Source organism: Photorhabdus asymbiotica (assembly GCF_003634575.1).
In the GTDB taxonomy this organism is placed as follows: Bacteria; Pseudomonadota; Gammaproteobacteria; order Enterobacterales; family Enterobacteriaceae; genus Photorhabdus; species Photorhabdus asymbiotica.
This window is the reverse complement of sequence record NZ_RBLJ01000005.1, coordinates 100538-116104: the sequence shown is the minus strand read 5'-3', so window position 1 is coordinate 116104 and position 15567 is coordinate 100538. Positions and strand designations below refer to the sequence as shown.

At 42.2% G+C, this 15567-nt stretch carries 16 protein-coding genes and 3 pseudogenes; 8 read left to right on the top strand and 11 right to left on the bottom strand.

Features of this window, described 5'->3' with window-relative positions:
* The first annotated feature begins 290 nt into the window (after window positions 1-290).
* Entirely contained in the window at window positions 291-338 is a 48-nt protein-coding gene (gene spfP, locus BDD30_RS25150; protein WP_438361642.1) for a small protein SpfP, read from the top strand.
* 85 nt (window positions 339-423) lie between these two features.
* On the opposite strand, the gene yihA is transcribed toward spfP, so the two are convergent.
* Window positions 424-1050, bottom strand: coding sequence for a ribosome biogenesis GTP-binding protein YihA/YsxC (gene yihA, locus BDD30_RS20235; RefSeq protein WP_041381479.1), 627 nt, complete (start codon window positions 1048-1050; stop codon window positions 424-426).
* A 307-nt stretch (window positions 1051-1357) separates the two neighbouring features.
* Here yihA and ppiA point away from each other — a divergent pair, with 307 nt between their 5' ends.
* Window positions 1358-1927, top strand: coding sequence for a peptidylprolyl isomerase A (gene ppiA / locus BDD30_RS20230; RefSeq protein ID WP_012776495.1), 570 nt, complete (start codon window positions 1358-1360; stop codon window positions 1925-1927).
* A 94-nt stretch (window positions 1928-2021) separates the two neighbouring features.
* On the opposite strand, the gene BDD30_RS20225 is transcribed toward ppiA, so the two are convergent.
* The gene (locus tag BDD30_RS20225) at window positions 2022-2372 is read right to left on the bottom strand and encodes a YcgJ family protein (protein WP_012776496.1); all 351 of its coding nucleotides are present in this window, start codon (window positions 2370-2372) and stop codon (window positions 2022-2024) included.
* A 241-nt stretch (window positions 2373-2613) separates the two neighbouring features.
* Here BDD30_RS20225 and BDD30_RS20220 point away from each other — a divergent pair, with 241 nt between their 5' ends.
* Window positions 2614-3189 (top strand): aminodeoxychorismate synthase component II, encoded by a 576-nt coding sequence (locus BDD30_RS20220; RefSeq protein ID WP_041381480.1) that lies wholly within the window; start codon window positions 2614-2616, stop codon window positions 3187-3189.
* A 121-nt stretch (window positions 3190-3310) separates the two neighbouring features.
* On the top strand, window positions 3311-4522 hold the full coding sequence (gene argD, locus BDD30_RS20215) for a bifunctional acetylornithine/succinyldiaminopimelate transaminase (protein WP_012776498.1): 1212 nt from the start codon (window positions 3311-3313) through the stop codon (window positions 4520-4522).
* 48 nt (window positions 4523-4570) lie between these two features.
* Here the strand turns inward: argD and crp are convergent, their stop codons facing one another.
* On the bottom strand, window positions 4571-5203 hold the full coding sequence (crp, locus tag BDD30_RS20210) for a cAMP-activated global transcriptional regulator CRP (protein ID WP_004240730.1): 633 nt from the start codon (window positions 5201-5203) through the stop codon (window positions 4571-4573).
* A 321-nt stretch (window positions 5204-5524) separates the two neighbouring features.
* Here crp and BDD30_RS20205 point away from each other — a divergent pair, with 321 nt between their 5' ends.
* Window positions 5525-5932 (top strand): OsmC family protein, encoded by a 408-nt coding sequence (locus tag BDD30_RS20205; protein WP_012776500.1) that lies wholly within the window; start codon window positions 5525-5527, stop codon window positions 5930-5932.
* 125 nt (window positions 5933-6057) lie between these two features.
* On the opposite strand, the gene BDD30_RS20200 is transcribed toward BDD30_RS20205, so the two are convergent.
* From BDD30_RS20200 to BDD30_RS20190, 3 genes are read right to left on the bottom strand one after another with little or no spacing between them, the layout of a single operon-like run.
* Window positions 6058-6927, bottom strand: coding sequence for a phosphoribulokinase (locus tag BDD30_RS20200; protein ID WP_012776501.1), 870 nt, complete (start codon window positions 6925-6927; stop codon window positions 6058-6060).
* A gap of 20 nt (window positions 6928-6947) precedes the next feature.
* Entirely contained in the window at window positions 6948-7166 is a 219-nt protein-coding gene (locus BDD30_RS20195) for a YheU family protein (RefSeq protein WP_012776502.1), read from the bottom strand.
* Complete coding sequence (locus BDD30_RS20190) at window positions 7163-8143, bottom strand: hydrolase (RefSeq protein ID WP_012776503.1); 981 nt, start codon at window positions 8141-8143, stop codon at window positions 7163-7165. The genes BDD30_RS20195 and BDD30_RS20190 overlap by 4 nt, the downstream gene beginning before the upstream one ends.
* Window positions 8144-8245: 102 nt before the next feature.
* On the opposite strand from BDD30_RS20190, the gene BDD30_RS20185 reads away from it, so the two are divergent.
* The 3 genes and pseudogenes from BDD30_RS20185 to tauD form a co-directional block, all read left to right on the top strand.
* Entirely contained in the window at window positions 8246-8854 is a 609-nt protein-coding gene (locus BDD30_RS20185; RefSeq protein WP_012776504.1) for a LysE family translocator, read from the top strand.
* 195 nt (window positions 8855-9049) lie between these two features.
* Window positions 9050-9814: pseudogene (tauB, locus tag BDD30_RS20180) on the top strand (taurine ABC transporter ATP-binding subunit).
* Between the two features lie 78 nt (window positions 9815-9892).
* A pseudogene (tauD, locus tag BDD30_RS20175) lies at window positions 9893-10447 on the top strand (taurine dioxygenase); the annotation flags it as partial.
* Between the two features lie 23 nt (window positions 10448-10470).
* Here the strand turns inward: tauD and murP are convergent.
* From murP to BDD30_RS20150, 5 genes and pseudogenes are all read right to left on the bottom strand, one after another.
* Entirely contained in the window at window positions 10471-11922 is a 1452-nt protein-coding gene (murP, locus tag BDD30_RS20170; protein ID WP_012776506.1) for a PTS N-acetylmuramic acid transporter subunit IIBC, read from the bottom strand.
* Between the two features lie 30 nt (window positions 11923-11952).
* On the bottom strand, window positions 11953-12858 hold the full coding sequence (murQ, locus tag BDD30_RS20165) for an N-acetylmuramic acid 6-phosphate etherase (protein WP_041381481.1): 906 nt from the start codon (window positions 12856-12858) through the stop codon (window positions 11953-11955).
* Between the two features lie 81 nt (window positions 12859-12939).
* A complete protein-coding gene (locus tag BDD30_RS24420) occupies window positions 12940-13536 on the bottom strand; it encodes a PDDEXK nuclease domain-containing protein (RefSeq protein ID WP_249039952.1) in 597 nt (198 codons plus the stop codon).
* Between the two features lie 33 nt (window positions 13537-13569).
* A pseudogene (locus tag BDD30_RS24415) lies at window positions 13570-14009 on the bottom strand (DUF1016 N-terminal domain-containing protein); the annotation flags it as partial.
* Between the two features lie 715 nt (window positions 14010-14724).
* Entirely contained in the window at window positions 14725-15204 is a 480-nt protein-coding gene (locus BDD30_RS20150; RefSeq protein ID WP_012776510.1) for an Hcp family type VI secretion system effector, read from the bottom strand.
* Window positions 15205-15567 lie beyond the last annotated feature (363 nt).

The following is a 15567-nucleotide window of genomic DNA, read 5'->3' as shown; positions in this document are numbered from 1 at the left end:
GTATATATAGGTAATTGAAAGTCGTTATTAGATGGGGATGTGCATAGGTGTTTCTGTAAACTAAATATAACTCATGTAATGATTTTTGTACTTGCCGGATGTAGGCTATTGTGTTGTTCGATGCACATTAGATCTAGATCGCATAAATATGTAATTAAACTACAATTAATGGCGGTAAAAGCGTCAAAAATCTAAGCTGAATCGAGGTAATTGTTGAAAATAAATTACAAAAAAGCTTTTTCTAAGAAATGAAATAGGGTAGAGTTACCGGCGTAGGGTACAGAGGTAAGATGTTCTATCTTTCAGACCTTTTACTTCACGTAATCGGATTTAGCTGAATATTAGCTGCCCCAGTCAATTTTGACTGGGGCATTTTTTTGTCTGCATTTAATAGATTAAAGTAAGGAAAGGCTGGATAAGATGTCACTGTTCAGTCTGAACAGCTGCTTGGTTGAACCATATGTCCAGCTTATGCTGTAACTTGTCAATCCCGATCTTTTTCAAGGCAGAGAAGTATTCCACCTGAATATCCCCATTAAGATTGGCCAATTCTCCACGTATTTTAATTAACTGGCTCTTACGGGCGCTGGATGTCAATTTATCGGCTTTAGTCAGCAACACCATAATCGGTACATTCATTGTCACCGCCCATTGGATCATCTGTTGATCAAGATCTTTCAGTGGATGGCGAATATCCATCAATACGACGAGTCCTAGTAGACATTCACGTTTTTGCAGGTATTCACCCAGTGCTTTTTGCCATTTACGTTTTATCTCTTCCGGTACCTCAGCGTAGCCATAACCTGGCAAATCAACCAGGCGAATGCCTTCCTCGACTTCAAATAAATTGATCAGTTGAGTACGGCCCGGTGTTTTACTGGTACGAGCAAGGTTTTTCTGGTTTGTCAGGGCATTCAGAGCACTGGATTTACCTGCATTCGAGCGACCGGCAAACGCGACTTCAATGCCCACATCCTGAGGCAAATGGCGAATATCAGGTGCGCTCGTGATAAAACGGGTCATATGATAGTTGTAGTTCTTGATGGTCAAAATGATTATCTCCCTGAGAAATGCACTGAATATATGGCAAAGAGGATTATACCGATAGCCGCTGCTTGTTGACAGGATTAAAAATAATGACATATTTCTGATGGATTGAGCCAAATCCGCTATTTTGCCGTCAGTAACTGCTCTATTTGTGAAATAAAATCTGACCTATTGTGAGAAGATTAATTCTTATCCAAAGCACTATTCGATTGATAGCGTAAATGTAAGTAAATATTGAGCACGATGCTGAGGAGATTATTAGAATTGATGCAGCTTGTGTTGTTGACCTTAATAGTTATAGGAACCCAGAATGTTTAAACGTATTTTAGTGACGCTTGTAACTGCATGTTCTCTGAGCGCGATGGCACCTTTGGCTTTGGCTGCGGGTGAAACTCATGTAAAGCTGACGACAACAGAGGGTAATATTGAACTGGAATTAAATAGTCAAAAAGCACCGATTACAACAAAAAACTTTATTGAATACGTTAACGAGGGTTATTACAACAATACAATTTTCCATCGGGTTATTCCAGGATTTATGGTTCAGGGTGGCGGTTTTACCAAAGATTTGCAGCAGAAAGCAACGAAAGCGCCAATTAAAAATGAGGCGAATAATAAGCTGCGTAATTTACGCGGAACTATCTCTATGGCGCGTACCGCCGATAAAGACAGTGCTACCAGCCAATTCTTTATCAACGTAGCGGATAATGCTTTTCTTGATCATGGTCAGCGTGATTTTGGTTATGCAGTATTTGGTAAAGTCGTAAAAGGAATGGACGTTGTAGATAAAATTTCTCAAGTGAAAACCGAAAATGTTGGTCCATATCAGAATGTACCAGTTAAACCGGTTGTTATTCTGTCTGCGGAGATTATTCCTTAATTTTATTACCTTGGCTGTGGTAGTTTTTGATCTTCCGGTTCATTTTCATCAGATTGAAAAACTGGCCTGCATTAAATGAAGGCCAGTTTCGCTATTATTCATACATCTTTTGGGTAAATTCTTTATTTTCTTCGCTTCGTGGAAAATACCTATCTTTATAACATTTCCTCTCTTTACTCGCACAGTGTACACCATTACTTAAAGTGTATGATGAAGAGTCAAAATACTTTCCGTCACCAATCATATCTTTTAGGCGTTTCGAGGCTTTTTTTCCTAAATATTTCTCGGTGAGTTTTAGTGATAAGCCTTCCTGATCAGCGCAGTATTCTCCTTTTTTATCGCAAATCACTCCTTTTACTGGGAAGAAAATATTGGCAACCTTAGTTGTGGCTAGTGTGGGGAAAGACAGTAAAAAAAGAGATGCTATAATCAGTTTTGTCTTCATAACAATTACCTTTACTTATGGAATATCAGAATAGAGCATATGTTTTGTAGGTGAGAGAGTAAGTTTGTTGAATGAAAAATAGCCATTGATTTTGTTGTGCTATGCTACAAATGTTGATGTGCTATGATAGCCGCCCCGTTGTCTTTAGGCCGTTTTACCTGAAATCATGTTGTTCATGATAAATAAATTGCAGGAGTGGCAGGGCAACAAATACAGCGATAAATGAGTAGGATTGTTTCCCATGTTATTAATAATAGATAACTACGATTCTTTTACATATAACTTATATCAATACTTTTGTGAATTGGGAACAGATGTTTTAGTCAAGCGCAATGATGAATTACAGCTTGAAGATATTGAAAGATTGTCTCCCACTCATCTTGTTATTTCCCCAGGCCCCTGTACGCCAAATGAAGCAGGAATTTCTCTGGCTGCGATTTCACATTTTGCGGGTCGATTGCCGATTTTGGGTGTGTGTCTTGGTCATCAGGCAATTGGGCAAGCATTCGGGGCCAGTGTGGTAAAAGCCAGAGAAGTCATGCATGGGAAAACTTCTGCTATTCATCATAATCAGCAAGGTGTATTTAAAGGGCTTAACCGGCCATTAACGGTGACCCGTTACCATTCGTTGGTGATTGCCGCAGAAACGCTGCCTGCTTCATTTGAAGTTACTGCATGGAGCCAGCATGACGGCAATGTAGATGAAATCATGGGCATTCGCCACCGCACGCTGCCTCTGGAAGGTGTGCAGTTTCATCCAGAAAGTATTCTCAGCGAGCAAGGACATCAGCTACTGAGTAATTTTCTTAGATATTAACCAGATACCGATAATTTCTTTATTTATTCATCTTTTTCATTTGCCCATCTTTGATTTTTTATGCATATTTTGTGATTATATTTTCACTATTAAATCATGTATATAAGAATCGGGTGGGAAAATGACAGAACATGTCGTAGTAAATAGAAATACATATGATCAGGTCATGTTACCAATTTATTCACCGGTACAGTTTATACCGGTGAAAGGGCAAGGGAGTCGTGTATGGGATCAGCAAGGGAAGGAGTACATTGATTTTGCGGGTGGTATTGCTGTTATGGCTTTGGGGCATTGTCACCCTGCGTTGGTAGATGTCTTGAAGCAGCAAGGGGAGAAACTTTGGCATATCAGTAATATTTTCACCAACGAACCGGCTTTGATATTGGCTCAGAAATTGATTGATGTCACGTTTGCTGAACGGGTATTTTTTGCTAATTCAGGCGCAGAAGCGAATGAAGCGGCATTTAAACTGGCTCGTCACTATGCAATTACCCGCCACAGCCCATATAAAACCAAAATTATTGCGTTCCATCAGGGGTTTCATGGTCGTACCTTTTTTACAGTCTCTGTTGGTGGTCAGCCAAAATATGCTGATGGCTTTGGGCCAAAACCCGCAGATATTATTCATGTGCCTTTTAATGACTTAGCGGCGGTAAAGGCTGTCATAGATGACCATACTTGTGCGGTTGTATTGGAACCTGTTCAGGGAGAGGGGGGAGTGACTCCGGCCACGTCTGCGTTTATTCATGGGGTGCGTGAGCTTTGCGATAAGCATCAGGTGTTGCTGGTGTTTGACGAAGTACAAAGTGGGATGGGACGTACCGGCAAACTGTTTTCTTATATGCATTATGATGTTGTGCCGGATATTCTCACTACAGCGAAAGCACTAGGAAATGGTTTTCCTGTCAGTGCCATGCTGACCACCGCGAATATTGCCTCGGTTATGGTGCCGGGAACTCATGGTACGACTTACGGTGGTAATCCGCTGGCTTGTGCAGTTGCAAATGTTGCATTTGATATTATCAATACGTCAGAGGTTTTGGATGGAGTTGAAAAACGTCACAATTTAATTGTGAATTTTTTGAACGGTATTAATCAGCGATATTCCGTATTTGGTGAGATCCGTGGAAAAGGATTACTAATTGGTGCGGAACTAAAAGGGAAGTATCAGGGGAAATCTAAAGATATCCTACAACTGGCCGCTGAAAATGGGTTGATGTTGCTAAGTGCTGGCAGTGATGTACTGCGTTTCACACCTTCATTGATTATCAGTGAAGAAGAGATTGCTCAAGGAATGGAACGGTTGGAAAAGGCGATTAGTCAGTTGGTGTAACAAGCACAAGAAAAATCAGCGCAGTATAGTGCGCTGATTAATCAGGTGTTAACGTGTACCGTAAACAACAATTGTTTTGCCGTGTGCGGAGATTAGGTTTTGATCTTCCAGCATTTTCAGAATACGACCAACCGTTTCACGGGAACAGCCAACAATTTGGCCAATTTCCTGACGTGTGATTTTGATTTGCATCCCATCCGGGTGGGTCATAGCATCTGGCTGTTTCGCCAGATTTAGCAAGGTCTGAGCAATCCGACCGGTAACATCCAGGAAGGCTAGATTACCGACTTTCTCAGAAGTCGTTTGCAAACGGCTTGCCATTTGGGCAGATAAACGCATTAGAATATCCGGGTTTACCTGAATCAGTTGGCGGAATTTTTTATAAGAAATTTCAGCCACTTCACAGGCACTTTTGGCCCGTACCCAGGCTGTACGCTCTTGCCCTTCTTCAAATAATCCAAGTTCGCCAATGAAATCTCCCTGATTTAAATAGGAGAGGATCATCTCTTTGCCTTCTTCATCTTTAATCAAAACTGCAACAGAGCCTTTTACGATGTAGTAAAGCGTCTCTGCTTTTTCGCCTTGATGAATAAGCGTGCTTTTAGATGGATATTTATGAATATGGCAGTGTGACAAAAACCATTCAAGAGTAGGGTCTGTTTGTGGCTTGCCGAGAACCATTCGCTTCATCCTCTGTTGTTATCGCTGCCTAAATAACACGAGAATCTAAAAGTTTCTCGTCAGGCTGGCTTATAAAGACACTAGCTTAACATATTAGTTTGTTGAAAAACCGACAGGTAAAAGTTTTATATAGGTTATCTAAAATTTGAACCCTGAGTATTGATCCTAACCTAATATATACCTGACCTGCTTCTGTTTGTAGCATAGGAAAAGGTTTATGTCTTGTCTTGTATTGTTTCAGCATAATGAACTGCGCATTAGATTGCCAGTTTAATACCGAAAGAGTAGATTTTGATGCAAAAAATGGTTTAAGGGGGGATTATGCAAGCGCGGGTAAAATGGGTTGAAGGGTTATCTCTTTTGGGGGAGTCGTCTTCGGGTCATCAGATAATGATGGATGGAAATGCCGGTGATAAGGCACCAAGTCCAATGGAAATGGTATTAATGGCCGCCGGTGGCTGTAGTACGATTGATGTTGTTTCTATTTTGCAGAAAGGTAGATATGACGTAATAGATTGTGAAGTCAAACTAACTTCCCGCCGTCGTGAAGAAGCGCCCCGCTTGTTTACTCATATTAATCTGCATTTCATTGTGACAGGCAAAGATTTAACAGATAAAGCGGTTGAGCGTGCAGTTATGCTTTCCGCAGAAAAATATTGCTCTGTTTCGTTGATGCTGGGAAAGTCAGTTGAAATTACCCACAGTTTTGAAATTAAAGATGTAGGTTAAGGTATTATTTATCGCTTAAAAAATAACGACAGGTAACTAATATTTCAGTTACCTGTTTTATTAACTGAATAATGTAACTATGTGAATTCAGATCCTAGATTTCTTGAATTTATCCTCGGTTTTGATCAGCAAATCTTTTCCCCTTCCAGTAATCGTTGTACTAATGGTGTCATAATTAACTCCATTGCCAGTCCCATTTTTCCGCCCGGAACCACAATAGTATTGATACTTGAAACGAATGAGCCTTGTAGCATTGATAGAAGGTATGGGAAATCAATCTGAGTCAGATCACGGAAACGGATGACAATAAAACTTTCATCTAGTGATGGAATGGCTTTAGCTGAAAATGGATTGGAGGTATCAACGGTAGGGACACGTTGAAAGTTAATATGTGTTCGCGAAAATTGTGGCGTAATGTAATTGATATAATCATCCATAGAACGAACAACGGAGTCCATCACCGCTTCCTGTGAATGTCCTCGTTCTCCGGTATCACGAATGAGCTTCTGTATCCATTCAAGGTTGACAATCGGCACAACCCCCACCAGCAGATCGACATGACTGGCAACGTTATGTTGTGGTGTGACAACACCGCCATGCAGACCTTCATAGAACAGCACATCGGTTTTTTGAGGTAGGGATTCCCATGGAGTAAATGTACCGGGTAGTTGGTTGTAAGGAACCGCATCGTCATAAGTATGGAGATATTTCCGACAACGGCCTTCACCAGTTGCACCGTAGTCAAGCATGGTTTTTTCCAGCATGCCAAAATCATTGGCTTCTGGCCCAAAGTAACTGATATGTCTGCCTTGTTCTTTGGCTTTACGAATTGCTGCATCCATTTCAGGACGGGTGTAACGGTGGAAACTGTCGCCCTCTATTTGTGCTGCACTGATGTTAAGTTGCTGGAAAATTTTACGGAAAGCTAAACTCGTTGTAGTTGTTCCGGCTCCGCTGGAGCCGGTAATCGCAATAATCGGATGTTTGGCTGACATAAACAGTAAACTCCATAATGTTAAGGATGGAACATTCCTTTCGGCATAATATTGATGCTTTCATGCAGTTCAGACCACACCAGCATAACATCCCCTTGTTCTAACTGGCGGCGTATGTCAGCGACTTTTTGCTCGAGCGATTTTTCATGTTCGCCATAGTCAGTGCCTTCCCGCAAGACAAAGCTCTCTATCAAATTTAGCAGAGTTTCTGGCGCCAGTTGTTGCCATGGAATAATCATTGTGGTTGCTCCAGATAAGATGACAGCCAACTTGGAATACGTTGTTCCAACCACATTTGTGGCTTCTTAAACGAACCACTCACAAAGCCGACATGCCCACCATGTTCTGTCATTTGATATTCAATATTCTTGGGCAAAGTTTTGAGATCAGGAATGACTTCCGGTGCCATAAAGGGATCGTCTTTGGCATGAATGATCAACAATGGCACAGTAATGTCAGGCAGACGTGGTAACGCACTGCATTGGCGATAGTAGTCGACTGCATCTTTAAAATTGTGGATTTTAGCGGTGACAATTTCATCAAATTCCCGAATGCGTTTCAATCTTTTTACCTGAGACAGATTGATTGGTAGTGAATTTGGGTAGCGTAGCAATTTGCGGGTAATATTGCGTTTCAGACTGTTAAGTAGATAGCGCTCATAAACTTGAGAAAATCCTCTTTCTATCCGGTTGGAACAGGCTTCCAGCATCAGGGGAGCGGAAACAACGACTGCCGCATTGACTTGGGCGTTTGTTTTTTCTTCTGCCAGATAACAAGCCAGTACATTACCTCCAATTGAATAACCTACTGCTGAAGTTGGAGCATCACCGTAGGTCTGTTTTAACCAGTTTAAAAAATAACGGGCATCATTTGTTTCGCCTGAGTGGTAGAGACGTTTCTGGCGATTCGGTTCACCACTGCATCCGCGGAAGTGCATGACAACCCCAAGCCAGCCTCTTTTCTGGCAGATATGGAGCAAACCGTTGGCGTAGGGGCTATTGAAACTTCCCTCCAGCCCATGAAACAAGATCAACCGTGGCTTGTGGGCCGCGGTTGTTGGATCTTCACTCCATGCTAGGTCAACAAAATCGTTATCTGGCAGATTAAGTCGTTGCCAGTATGGCTGTAATGCAGGATACCACCGCACTAAACGCGGGAGTAATGTTTGCAAATGTGGATTACTGGCACCGGTTAGAGGACGAAAGATATCAGACATAATGGTTCCGATTTAATGATTAGTTATCTTGTATGGTGAATAACATACTGATATTTTCTGTGAAAGGGAAACGCCAATATTCAGGATGAAAGGTAACTATTCATGACAACAAGCTTGATTCTTTCATTAACAACTTTTTTGTTTATTTCTTCCATTACACCTGGTCCAAACAACATGTTGTTGACGTCATCGGGTGCTAATTTTGGTGTTATTCGCTCTTTGGGACTGATATTCGGCATTCTGTTGGGAATGCAGACTATTTTATATTTGTCCGCGTTCGGTATAGCGGCATTATTGTTAGTTTACCCAGCTATCCACACGATAATGAAAATTGCGGGTAGCCTCTATTTGCTATGGCTTGCATGGAAAACGGTAACTGCCAGTTACCGGCGTCTGGATACCAAAGATAACGCTGTTATCAAGCCAGTGCGGTGGTATCAGGGCTGGTTATTACAGTTCCTGAATCCGAAGGCTTGGTTAATAGGATTGGGATCGGTTGGTAGCTACAGTATTGCTGGTGAACAGTATCTCTATTCCATCATAGTTATTAGTGGCGCAATGGTATTAATAAGTTTTCTGAGTAGTATCGTGTGGGCGGGTTTTGGTTCGCTGATTGGAATATTACTTCGTAGCCGTAATGCATGGTTTATTTTCAATATCATGATGGGAATATTGACGGCAGCTTGTGTGCCATTAATTTGGCTTGGGTAATTCAATACATTAATTTCATTTTAGTTATAAAGCATATTTATTCATTCTTTTTTGCTTTGGCAAATATCTACAACACTTAATCAGAATTTCTGCAACAGCAAGGCAAGATTGCTCAAGTTACTGATAGTTACCAGGATTATGTGACAGATAAATTTGTCAGGAGTGCTGTTTTATTAACGGTGGCAAGGGGCAACGATGCTACAAATTAGCGGGTTAACGGCCAGATATCAGGACAAAGAAGTTCTTCGTGATATCACTTTTGATATTACAGCGGGGCAGTTTGTCGTAATCCGGGCCATCCGGTTGTGGCAAAACAACCTTGTTGAATTTGATCGCGGGTTTTCTGACACCTTATTCAGGGGATATCTGGCTGAATGGTAAACCAGTAACCGGACCTGGCGTAGAGCGTGGCGTGGTGTTTCAGGATGAAGGATTGATGCCATGGCTGAATGTTTTGGACAATGTTGCATTGGGGCTGAGATTTGCTGGTATGCCTAAAAACAGAGACAGGATACCGCCCGGCAGCTCATTCATCAGGTCGGTTTGAGTGATCATGAAGATGATTACATCTGGCAACTGTCTGGTGGTCAGCGGCAGCGGGTTGGTATTGCCCGTGCATTGGCGGTTGGACCTCAATTATTACTGCTGGATGAGCCGGTTGCTGCGCTTGATGCCTATACCAGAGAGCAGATGCAGGAATTATTGCTGACTATTTGGCGTGACAGTAAAAAACAGTGCTTGTTGATTACTCTCGATATTGAAGAAGCGGTATTTATGGCTAATCAATTGTACTTATTAGAATCTTCTCCTGGAAGGATTGTTGAACATATTACCCTCGATTTTGGTCAACGGTTTGCTGATGGAGAACACAGCCGCAGTATTAAATCTGATCCTGATTTCATTACCTGCCGTGAATATGTTTTGGAACGGGTATTCAGACACAAGACGGTGTCGATATAAGTTTTTATCAGAAAGTGAGGTGGCAATTTTGCTGAAAAAGAGCAAAAAACGTTTTAAGCCGATTCCCGCCGGATTGTTATTGAAACGCCACCGATGGGCGCGATTCTGGCGGCTAAAAAAGTCCCGCCATTTGGTGGAGATACGCTGTGGTGCAGCGGGATCGCTGCGTTTGAGGCATTGTCAGAACCTTTCAAAAAATTGCTGATAGGGCTTGAGGCGGAACATGATTTCGTTAAATCTTTTCCTGAACATCGACATCGCGGTTCTGAAGAAGAGTATCAACGCTGGTTAGTGGGTAAGGAGAAAAACCCGCCCCTGTTACATCCAGTTGTCAGAACGCACCCTGTCTCTGATCGTTTGGCGCTGTTTGTTAATGAGGGCTTTACTACCCGGATTGTGGGACTCAGTGATAAGGAGAGTGAAGCAATTTTGAACTTTCTGTTTGTTCATATTACGAAACCTGAGTTTCAGGTACGTTGGCGCTGGCAGGAGAATGATATTGCTATCTGGGATAACCGGGTGACTCAGCACTATGCTAATGCGGATTATCTGCCTCAGCGTAGGATTATGCACCGAGCAACGATTCTGGGTGATAAGCCCCGTTATTTTGGAAAAGAGAATGAGGGCGCATGAAGGAAGTCATGCGCTCTTATTGATCAGGTCAAATCAACATTTTTACGGCCAAATAGCAGAGTCAGTACAAAACCACTGAGATAAGCAACCACCAGCCCGGTAGCATACACGGCCATGCCGACAAAAATACCGTTGTTGGAGGTCATCAACGGCAGTGCTACCAATCCAGATGGACCAAAAACCGTATTTAGTCCAACAGGTAATCCTAAATAAGCGACTAAACCGATAAAGAAACCACCGGCAGCGCCTCCCAAACAGGCGGTGATAAAGGGTTTGATTCGTGGCAGTGTGACCCCGTAAATCAACGGCTCACCGATACCGAGAAAGCCTGGAATAATGGCACCTTTTATCTGAGTGCGTAGCAGAGAATCCTTGTTAGCTTTGATATACAGCGCCAGGGCAGCACCAACTTGTCCGCCACCTGCCATGGCAAGGATTGGGAACAGAGAGTTAAAGCCTTGTGCATCCATAAGTGCGAAATAGACCGGAACAAACCCTTGATGAACACCAAACATAACAGCGAGTAGAAACAGTCCTGCCAATATCGCTGTACCAAAAGGGTTACCATTGAGATGGAGAAACAACCATGACATGCCGCTAAATAGATAACTTCCCAGCGGCATGATAAGCGTAAAGGCAATGGCTCCCATGATCAGCAGGGTAATCGCTGAAGTGAGGATCATATCCAGATTGTCTGGAATGATCTTGCGAACCTGTCGTTCTACCCATGCACCCAGAATAGCGGCGATCAGAACGCCGATAATATTGCCGCGTGGATCGATACTGTAACCAAAGAAAGTGGAGATACCAGAGTAGAAACCGCTGGTGGCATCCGGGTTATAGCCCAGCACAAACAGCGAGGCGATAATCGCGCCGTTTATACCAGAGCCACCAAATGCTTTTTGCGCGTTATAGCCAATCAGAATACTGAGAAAGCTGAACATTCCCTTACTGAATACTTTCATATAACCGATGATTTCAACCAACACCGTATTAGGGGACTGAGCGCCCTGCATGGCTATCTGCTCAAGTAAAGTGGCAACGCCCAGAAGCAGACCAACGGCAATGAAACCGGGAATGAGTGGTGTAAAAATCGTGGCAAATTTTGTCAGGAATTTATGTACAACGCTAACTTGCTTTTCTTTCAGATGTCTTTTATTCGCGGAGGCAATATCGGTTAAATTAGCGTGGTTTTGCTCAGGCTGTGGTACATGGCTAGAAGATTCCAGCAGTTTGTTCATTATGTCAGCCGCTGCTTGTGCTTTTCCTGGTCCAAGGACGACTTGAAACTGATTATCGCTTTCGATAATGCCCAGCACATTGGGGATTTGCTTCAGTGCCGCTTTATCCACTTGGGTTTGATCACGCAGTGTCAGTCGCAGGCGAGTCATACAGTTGCTACATTGGATAACATTACCTGCATTGCCGATGGCATTAAGGATCTGAACAGTGACTGTCTGATTAATTTTAGCCATGTTATTGACTCCTTCTCAAAAGAGAAACAGTTACCGAATGGTTGAGATTGCTGGGCGAATAAAGCCGTGATGCTTTTTCAGTAAAGCTGTTGCTTGTTGAGCATCTATTCCGGCCAGAATCATCACAATGGCGGTTTTACAATGTCCAGCACATTCAGCTAATGCTTGCTCAGCTTGTTCACGGTTGCATTCCGTGGCGGCCATAACGATATTTTTCTGCCTTTCAATCAGCTTGGCATTTGTTGCTGCTACATCCACCATCAGGTTGCTATAAACTTTACCAGTACGGATCATGGCACCGGTGGTCAGCATATTCAGGATCAGCTTTTGTGCAGTACCTGCTTTCATACGTGATGAACCAGTGACGGTTTCTGGCCCAACGACGGGGGTGATAGCAATATCGGCTGCTTGTGTCATCGGGCTATCAGGGTTACAGCTGATACAGGCGACGGTAGCGCCAACTGATTTGGCGTACACCATGGCGGCCAAAACATAAGGTGTACGGCCACTGGCGGCAATACCGACCAGTACATCTTTTGAGTTAAAGTGTAGTGCCTTAAGATCATTTTCGCCCAGTTGTCGGTTATCTTCTGCATTTTCAACGGCCCTCAAGATGGCTTGATGCCCTCCGGCGATCAAGCCAATCACTTGTTCTGGTTGAGTGCCATAAGTTGGAGGGCATTCACTGGCATCCAGAATTCCTAACCGGCCAGATGTACCCGCACCGATATAGATTAAACGGCCTCCTTGATGAAATGCTTCGGCAATTTTGTCTACCGTTTTAGCAACTTGTGGCAAAGTTTGTTCTACAGCTAGTGCGACCTTTTTATCTTCATCATTAATGACTTGTAACATTTCAAGGGTTGGTAAAGTATCAATGTTAGCACTGGCTGGATTGCGACTTTCTGTAACCATATTGTGGAGATTAATTTTCATGTTGTTTTCCAAGGAAATATAAAAGGCAGATAGCGTGAAATGTACCAAGATTTAAAGGGCTTGATGATGGTGCTGATGCTCTTATGTCGATGGTTGTGATAGTTCAGCTTCTAGTTCCTCGATACTTGGCAGGCTGGATTTCAAGTCTTCTGGCAATGCACGGGTTAATTCGTAATCTGAAACTCCAATTGGTTTTTGAATACCGCGCAAAGCATATTCGGCCAGTATCCGGTCTTTAGTTTGGCACAAAATCAAGCCTATGGTAGGTTGATCAGTGGAATGCCGCAGCTTTTCATCGACTACCGAGCAATAGAAATTCATCTTACCGGCATGTTCAGGTTTAAACTCCCCTCGTTTCAGCTCGATCACAACGAAAGCCCTCAAAGTCAGATGATAAAAAAGCAGGTCAATGTAGTAATCTTGTTCGCTTACAGTAATACGATATTGGCGCCCAACAAAAGCAAAGCCTTCTCCGAGTTCGAGCAGGAATTTTTCAAGGTGTTTGAGTAGCCCCATTTCCAGCTCCCGTTCCTTAAAGGGTTCTGACAGGGTGAGGAAATCGAAAACATAGGGGTCCTTCAGGGTTTGCTGTACCAATTCAGACTGAGATACAGATAACCGGTTCTTGAAGTTACTGACAACTGAGCCTTGCCGGGCATAAGCATTGCCTTTGATCATTTGAATCAGGGAGTCACGACTCCACCCCTGTCTCTGAATCTGTTCTGCATACCAGAATCGTTCCGTTTGATCCTTTATCCGCTCAATCAGCAGAATGTTGTGACCCCACGGCAATTGTGCCACAGGCTGCGGCACAATTGCCGATACGGGTTTTCCGGAAGAATAGATTCTGCTTTGTTGCTTCATCTCTGGAGGAAAGGCGTACTCTCGGTAGAAACGCAGCATGCGTTTCAAGTTCCGTTCTGAGAAGCCTTTGACCTCTGGCAATTCATTAGCAATATCTCGTGCCAGCTTCGGGATGATCCTTGCCCCCACGCCTGTTGTCTCTGACGTTCATGCAGCATGTGACCAATGTCCCAGTACATCTGGATCAGTTCAGCATTGATGGACTGAGCTGCCCTAAGCTGACCACCGCGTATCCGTTCCTTTACATCGGTGAGTAACGAGGTGTAAATCTGTAGTTCTGATGTCATGATTATCTTGCTTATTTCAGTATGTTGTAGATGGTGCAGCGGACAAGACCCAGTTGCTGCACAAGCGTGGAAATGCCAAAACCCTCACTCAGTTAAACAAATATAAACTATTAATTTATATACCCTTCATCCTTCAAGTTGCTGCTTTGTTGGCTGCTTTTACTCACCCCAGTCACAGAGTTATCTATGCTCCTGGGGATTCGTTCACTTGCCGCCGCGCTGCAACTCGAAATCTATTGGGTATAAATGATCACATTATGAATATGTATTTTGGGAACTTCTAGATAGAAGCGTGAAACCCGAATACGTCAAAATATGGGTTTCTATTTGGTATTCTACATTATTTACAAAGGGATAAAATACCCATTAGTTAATATAAATCAGATTCTCTTTCTTTGACACATAAATATCAACTCGTTCTTTCTGTTCTTGGATCTCGCATTCCAGTAAAATTGACAAATAAATGTAAACTATAAGTTTACAGATTATTGACAAAGTGCTGGTTTTCTATCCGATATATTGTCTCAATTAAGTTTGGTTAACCAGACGGAGATTACCGACATGTTAAAAACACTGCCTATTTGGACGATCAAATTGGCTTAATGGGGAAAATTAGTCAGAATGTTTTTCATAATAAAAAAATAAACCTCGCTATTTTAAGCGAGGTTTGTCAGCGGTTTTAATATATATATATTCATATATGTTTAGCTTATTTTCAATAAACTCTATCGTCCCATATACTATAGGCAGATGTACCTGCGATCACGTGATTCCAGGATATAGATTTGTATTTGAGAAAGACTTTTTCATACGGCATCATCTCATTATCATTTATCGAATGTGGATAAGTGCAAGAAAGGTCAACAATGCTCGCTTCTGTTAATTTGACCTCATAAAAAAGTTCTAACTGACCAGCGGTGTTGGTTCTATAAAAGAGAAAAACCGCATGCAGTAGTTCGTTTGAAGAGATTGCTACTGATAATAATGGGGATGATTTATCTACAGGTTTGATGAACTGAACTGGGTGATGATTGACATGTTGTTCTCGAGTTATCATGTGATTTAAACTCAATATCTGTATTTGATCCTCATGACCTTTTTGGTATCGGTTTCCTATCGAATCCAGAGTTGAACAACCAGCAGAAATTAAACCTTGTTTCTTACCATTTAACGATAAGTAAGTCATATAAGACATAAATAGTCACCATACAAGTGCTTTGTATAAACGATCTGAAGCTATTTGCCCAGGCTGTGGAAGTATAACCATAGCATTAAAATATAAAAAAACTAATAGTTCAATATCGAATTTCTTTCCAAAATCATGAAGGCTTGACTCGATTTACATGTTTGTTCGAGGGGATTCCTTTTACAATAGCAGTTCTTATAAAATGGCATTTAAAATATTTTTCTTAGTTTTCTATTATCATTTTCAAACTTATAAATCAGGCGTTATTTTGGTATTATGCAGCGCCAACTGCGGACGCTCCACGTTTATTTAACGTTTTGCTATTATATAATAGACATGGCTATTTCTTATGTAATATAGTGTTATGCTCTA

Excerpts from the sequence above, each read along its gene's own strand:
- ppiA (WP_012776495.1), top strand. The coding sequence starts at position 1,358 with ATGTTTAAACGTATTTTAGTGACGCTTGTAACTGCATGTTCTCTGAGC.
- BDD30_RS20225 (WP_012776496.1), bottom strand. The coding sequence starts at position 2,372 with ATGAAGACAAAACTGATTATAGCATCTCTTTTTTTACTGTCTTTCCCC.
- BDD30_RS20220 (WP_041381480.1), top strand. The coding sequence starts at position 2,614 with ATGTTATTAATAATAGATAACTACGATTCTTTTACATATAACTTATAT.
- argD (WP_012776498.1), top strand. The coding sequence starts at position 3,311 with ATGACAGAACATGTCGTAGTAAATAGAAATACATATGATCAGGTCATG.
- crp (WP_004240730.1), bottom strand. The coding sequence starts at position 5,203 with ATGGTTCTCGGCAAGCCACAAACAGACCCTACTCTTGAATGGTTTTTG.
- BDD30_RS20205 (WP_012776500.1), top strand. The coding sequence starts at position 5,525 with ATGCAAGCGCGGGTAAAATGGGTTGAAGGGTTATCTCTTTTGGGGGAG.
- BDD30_RS20200 (WP_012776501.1), bottom strand. The coding sequence starts at position 6,927 with ATGTCAGCCAAACATCCGATTATTGCGATTACCGGCTCCAGCGGAGCC.
- BDD30_RS20195 (WP_012776502.1), bottom strand. The coding sequence starts at position 7,166 with ATGATTATTCCATGGCAACAACTGGCGCCAGAAACTCTGCTAAATTTG.
- BDD30_RS20190 (WP_012776503.1), bottom strand. The coding sequence starts at position 8,143 with ATGTCTGATATCTTTCGTCCTCTAACCGGTGCCAGTAATCCACATTTG.
- BDD30_RS20185 (WP_012776504.1), top strand. The coding sequence starts at position 8,246 with ATGACAACAAGCTTGATTCTTTCATTAACAACTTTTTTGTTTATTTCT.
- murP (WP_012776506.1), bottom strand. The coding sequence starts at position 11,922 with ATGGCTAAAATTAATCAGACAGTCACTGTTCAGATCCTTAATGCCATC.
- murQ (WP_041381481.1), bottom strand. The coding sequence starts at position 12,858 with ATGAAAATTAATCTCCACAATATGGTTACAGAAAGTCGCAATCCAGCC.
- BDD30_RS24420 (WP_249039952.1), bottom strand. The coding sequence starts at position 13,536 with ATGATCAAAGGCAATGCTTATGCCCGGCAAGGCTCAGTTGTCAGTAAC.
- BDD30_RS20150 (WP_012776510.1), bottom strand. The coding sequence starts at position 15,204 with ATGTCTTATATGACTTACTTATCGTTAAATGGTAAGAAACAAGGTTTA.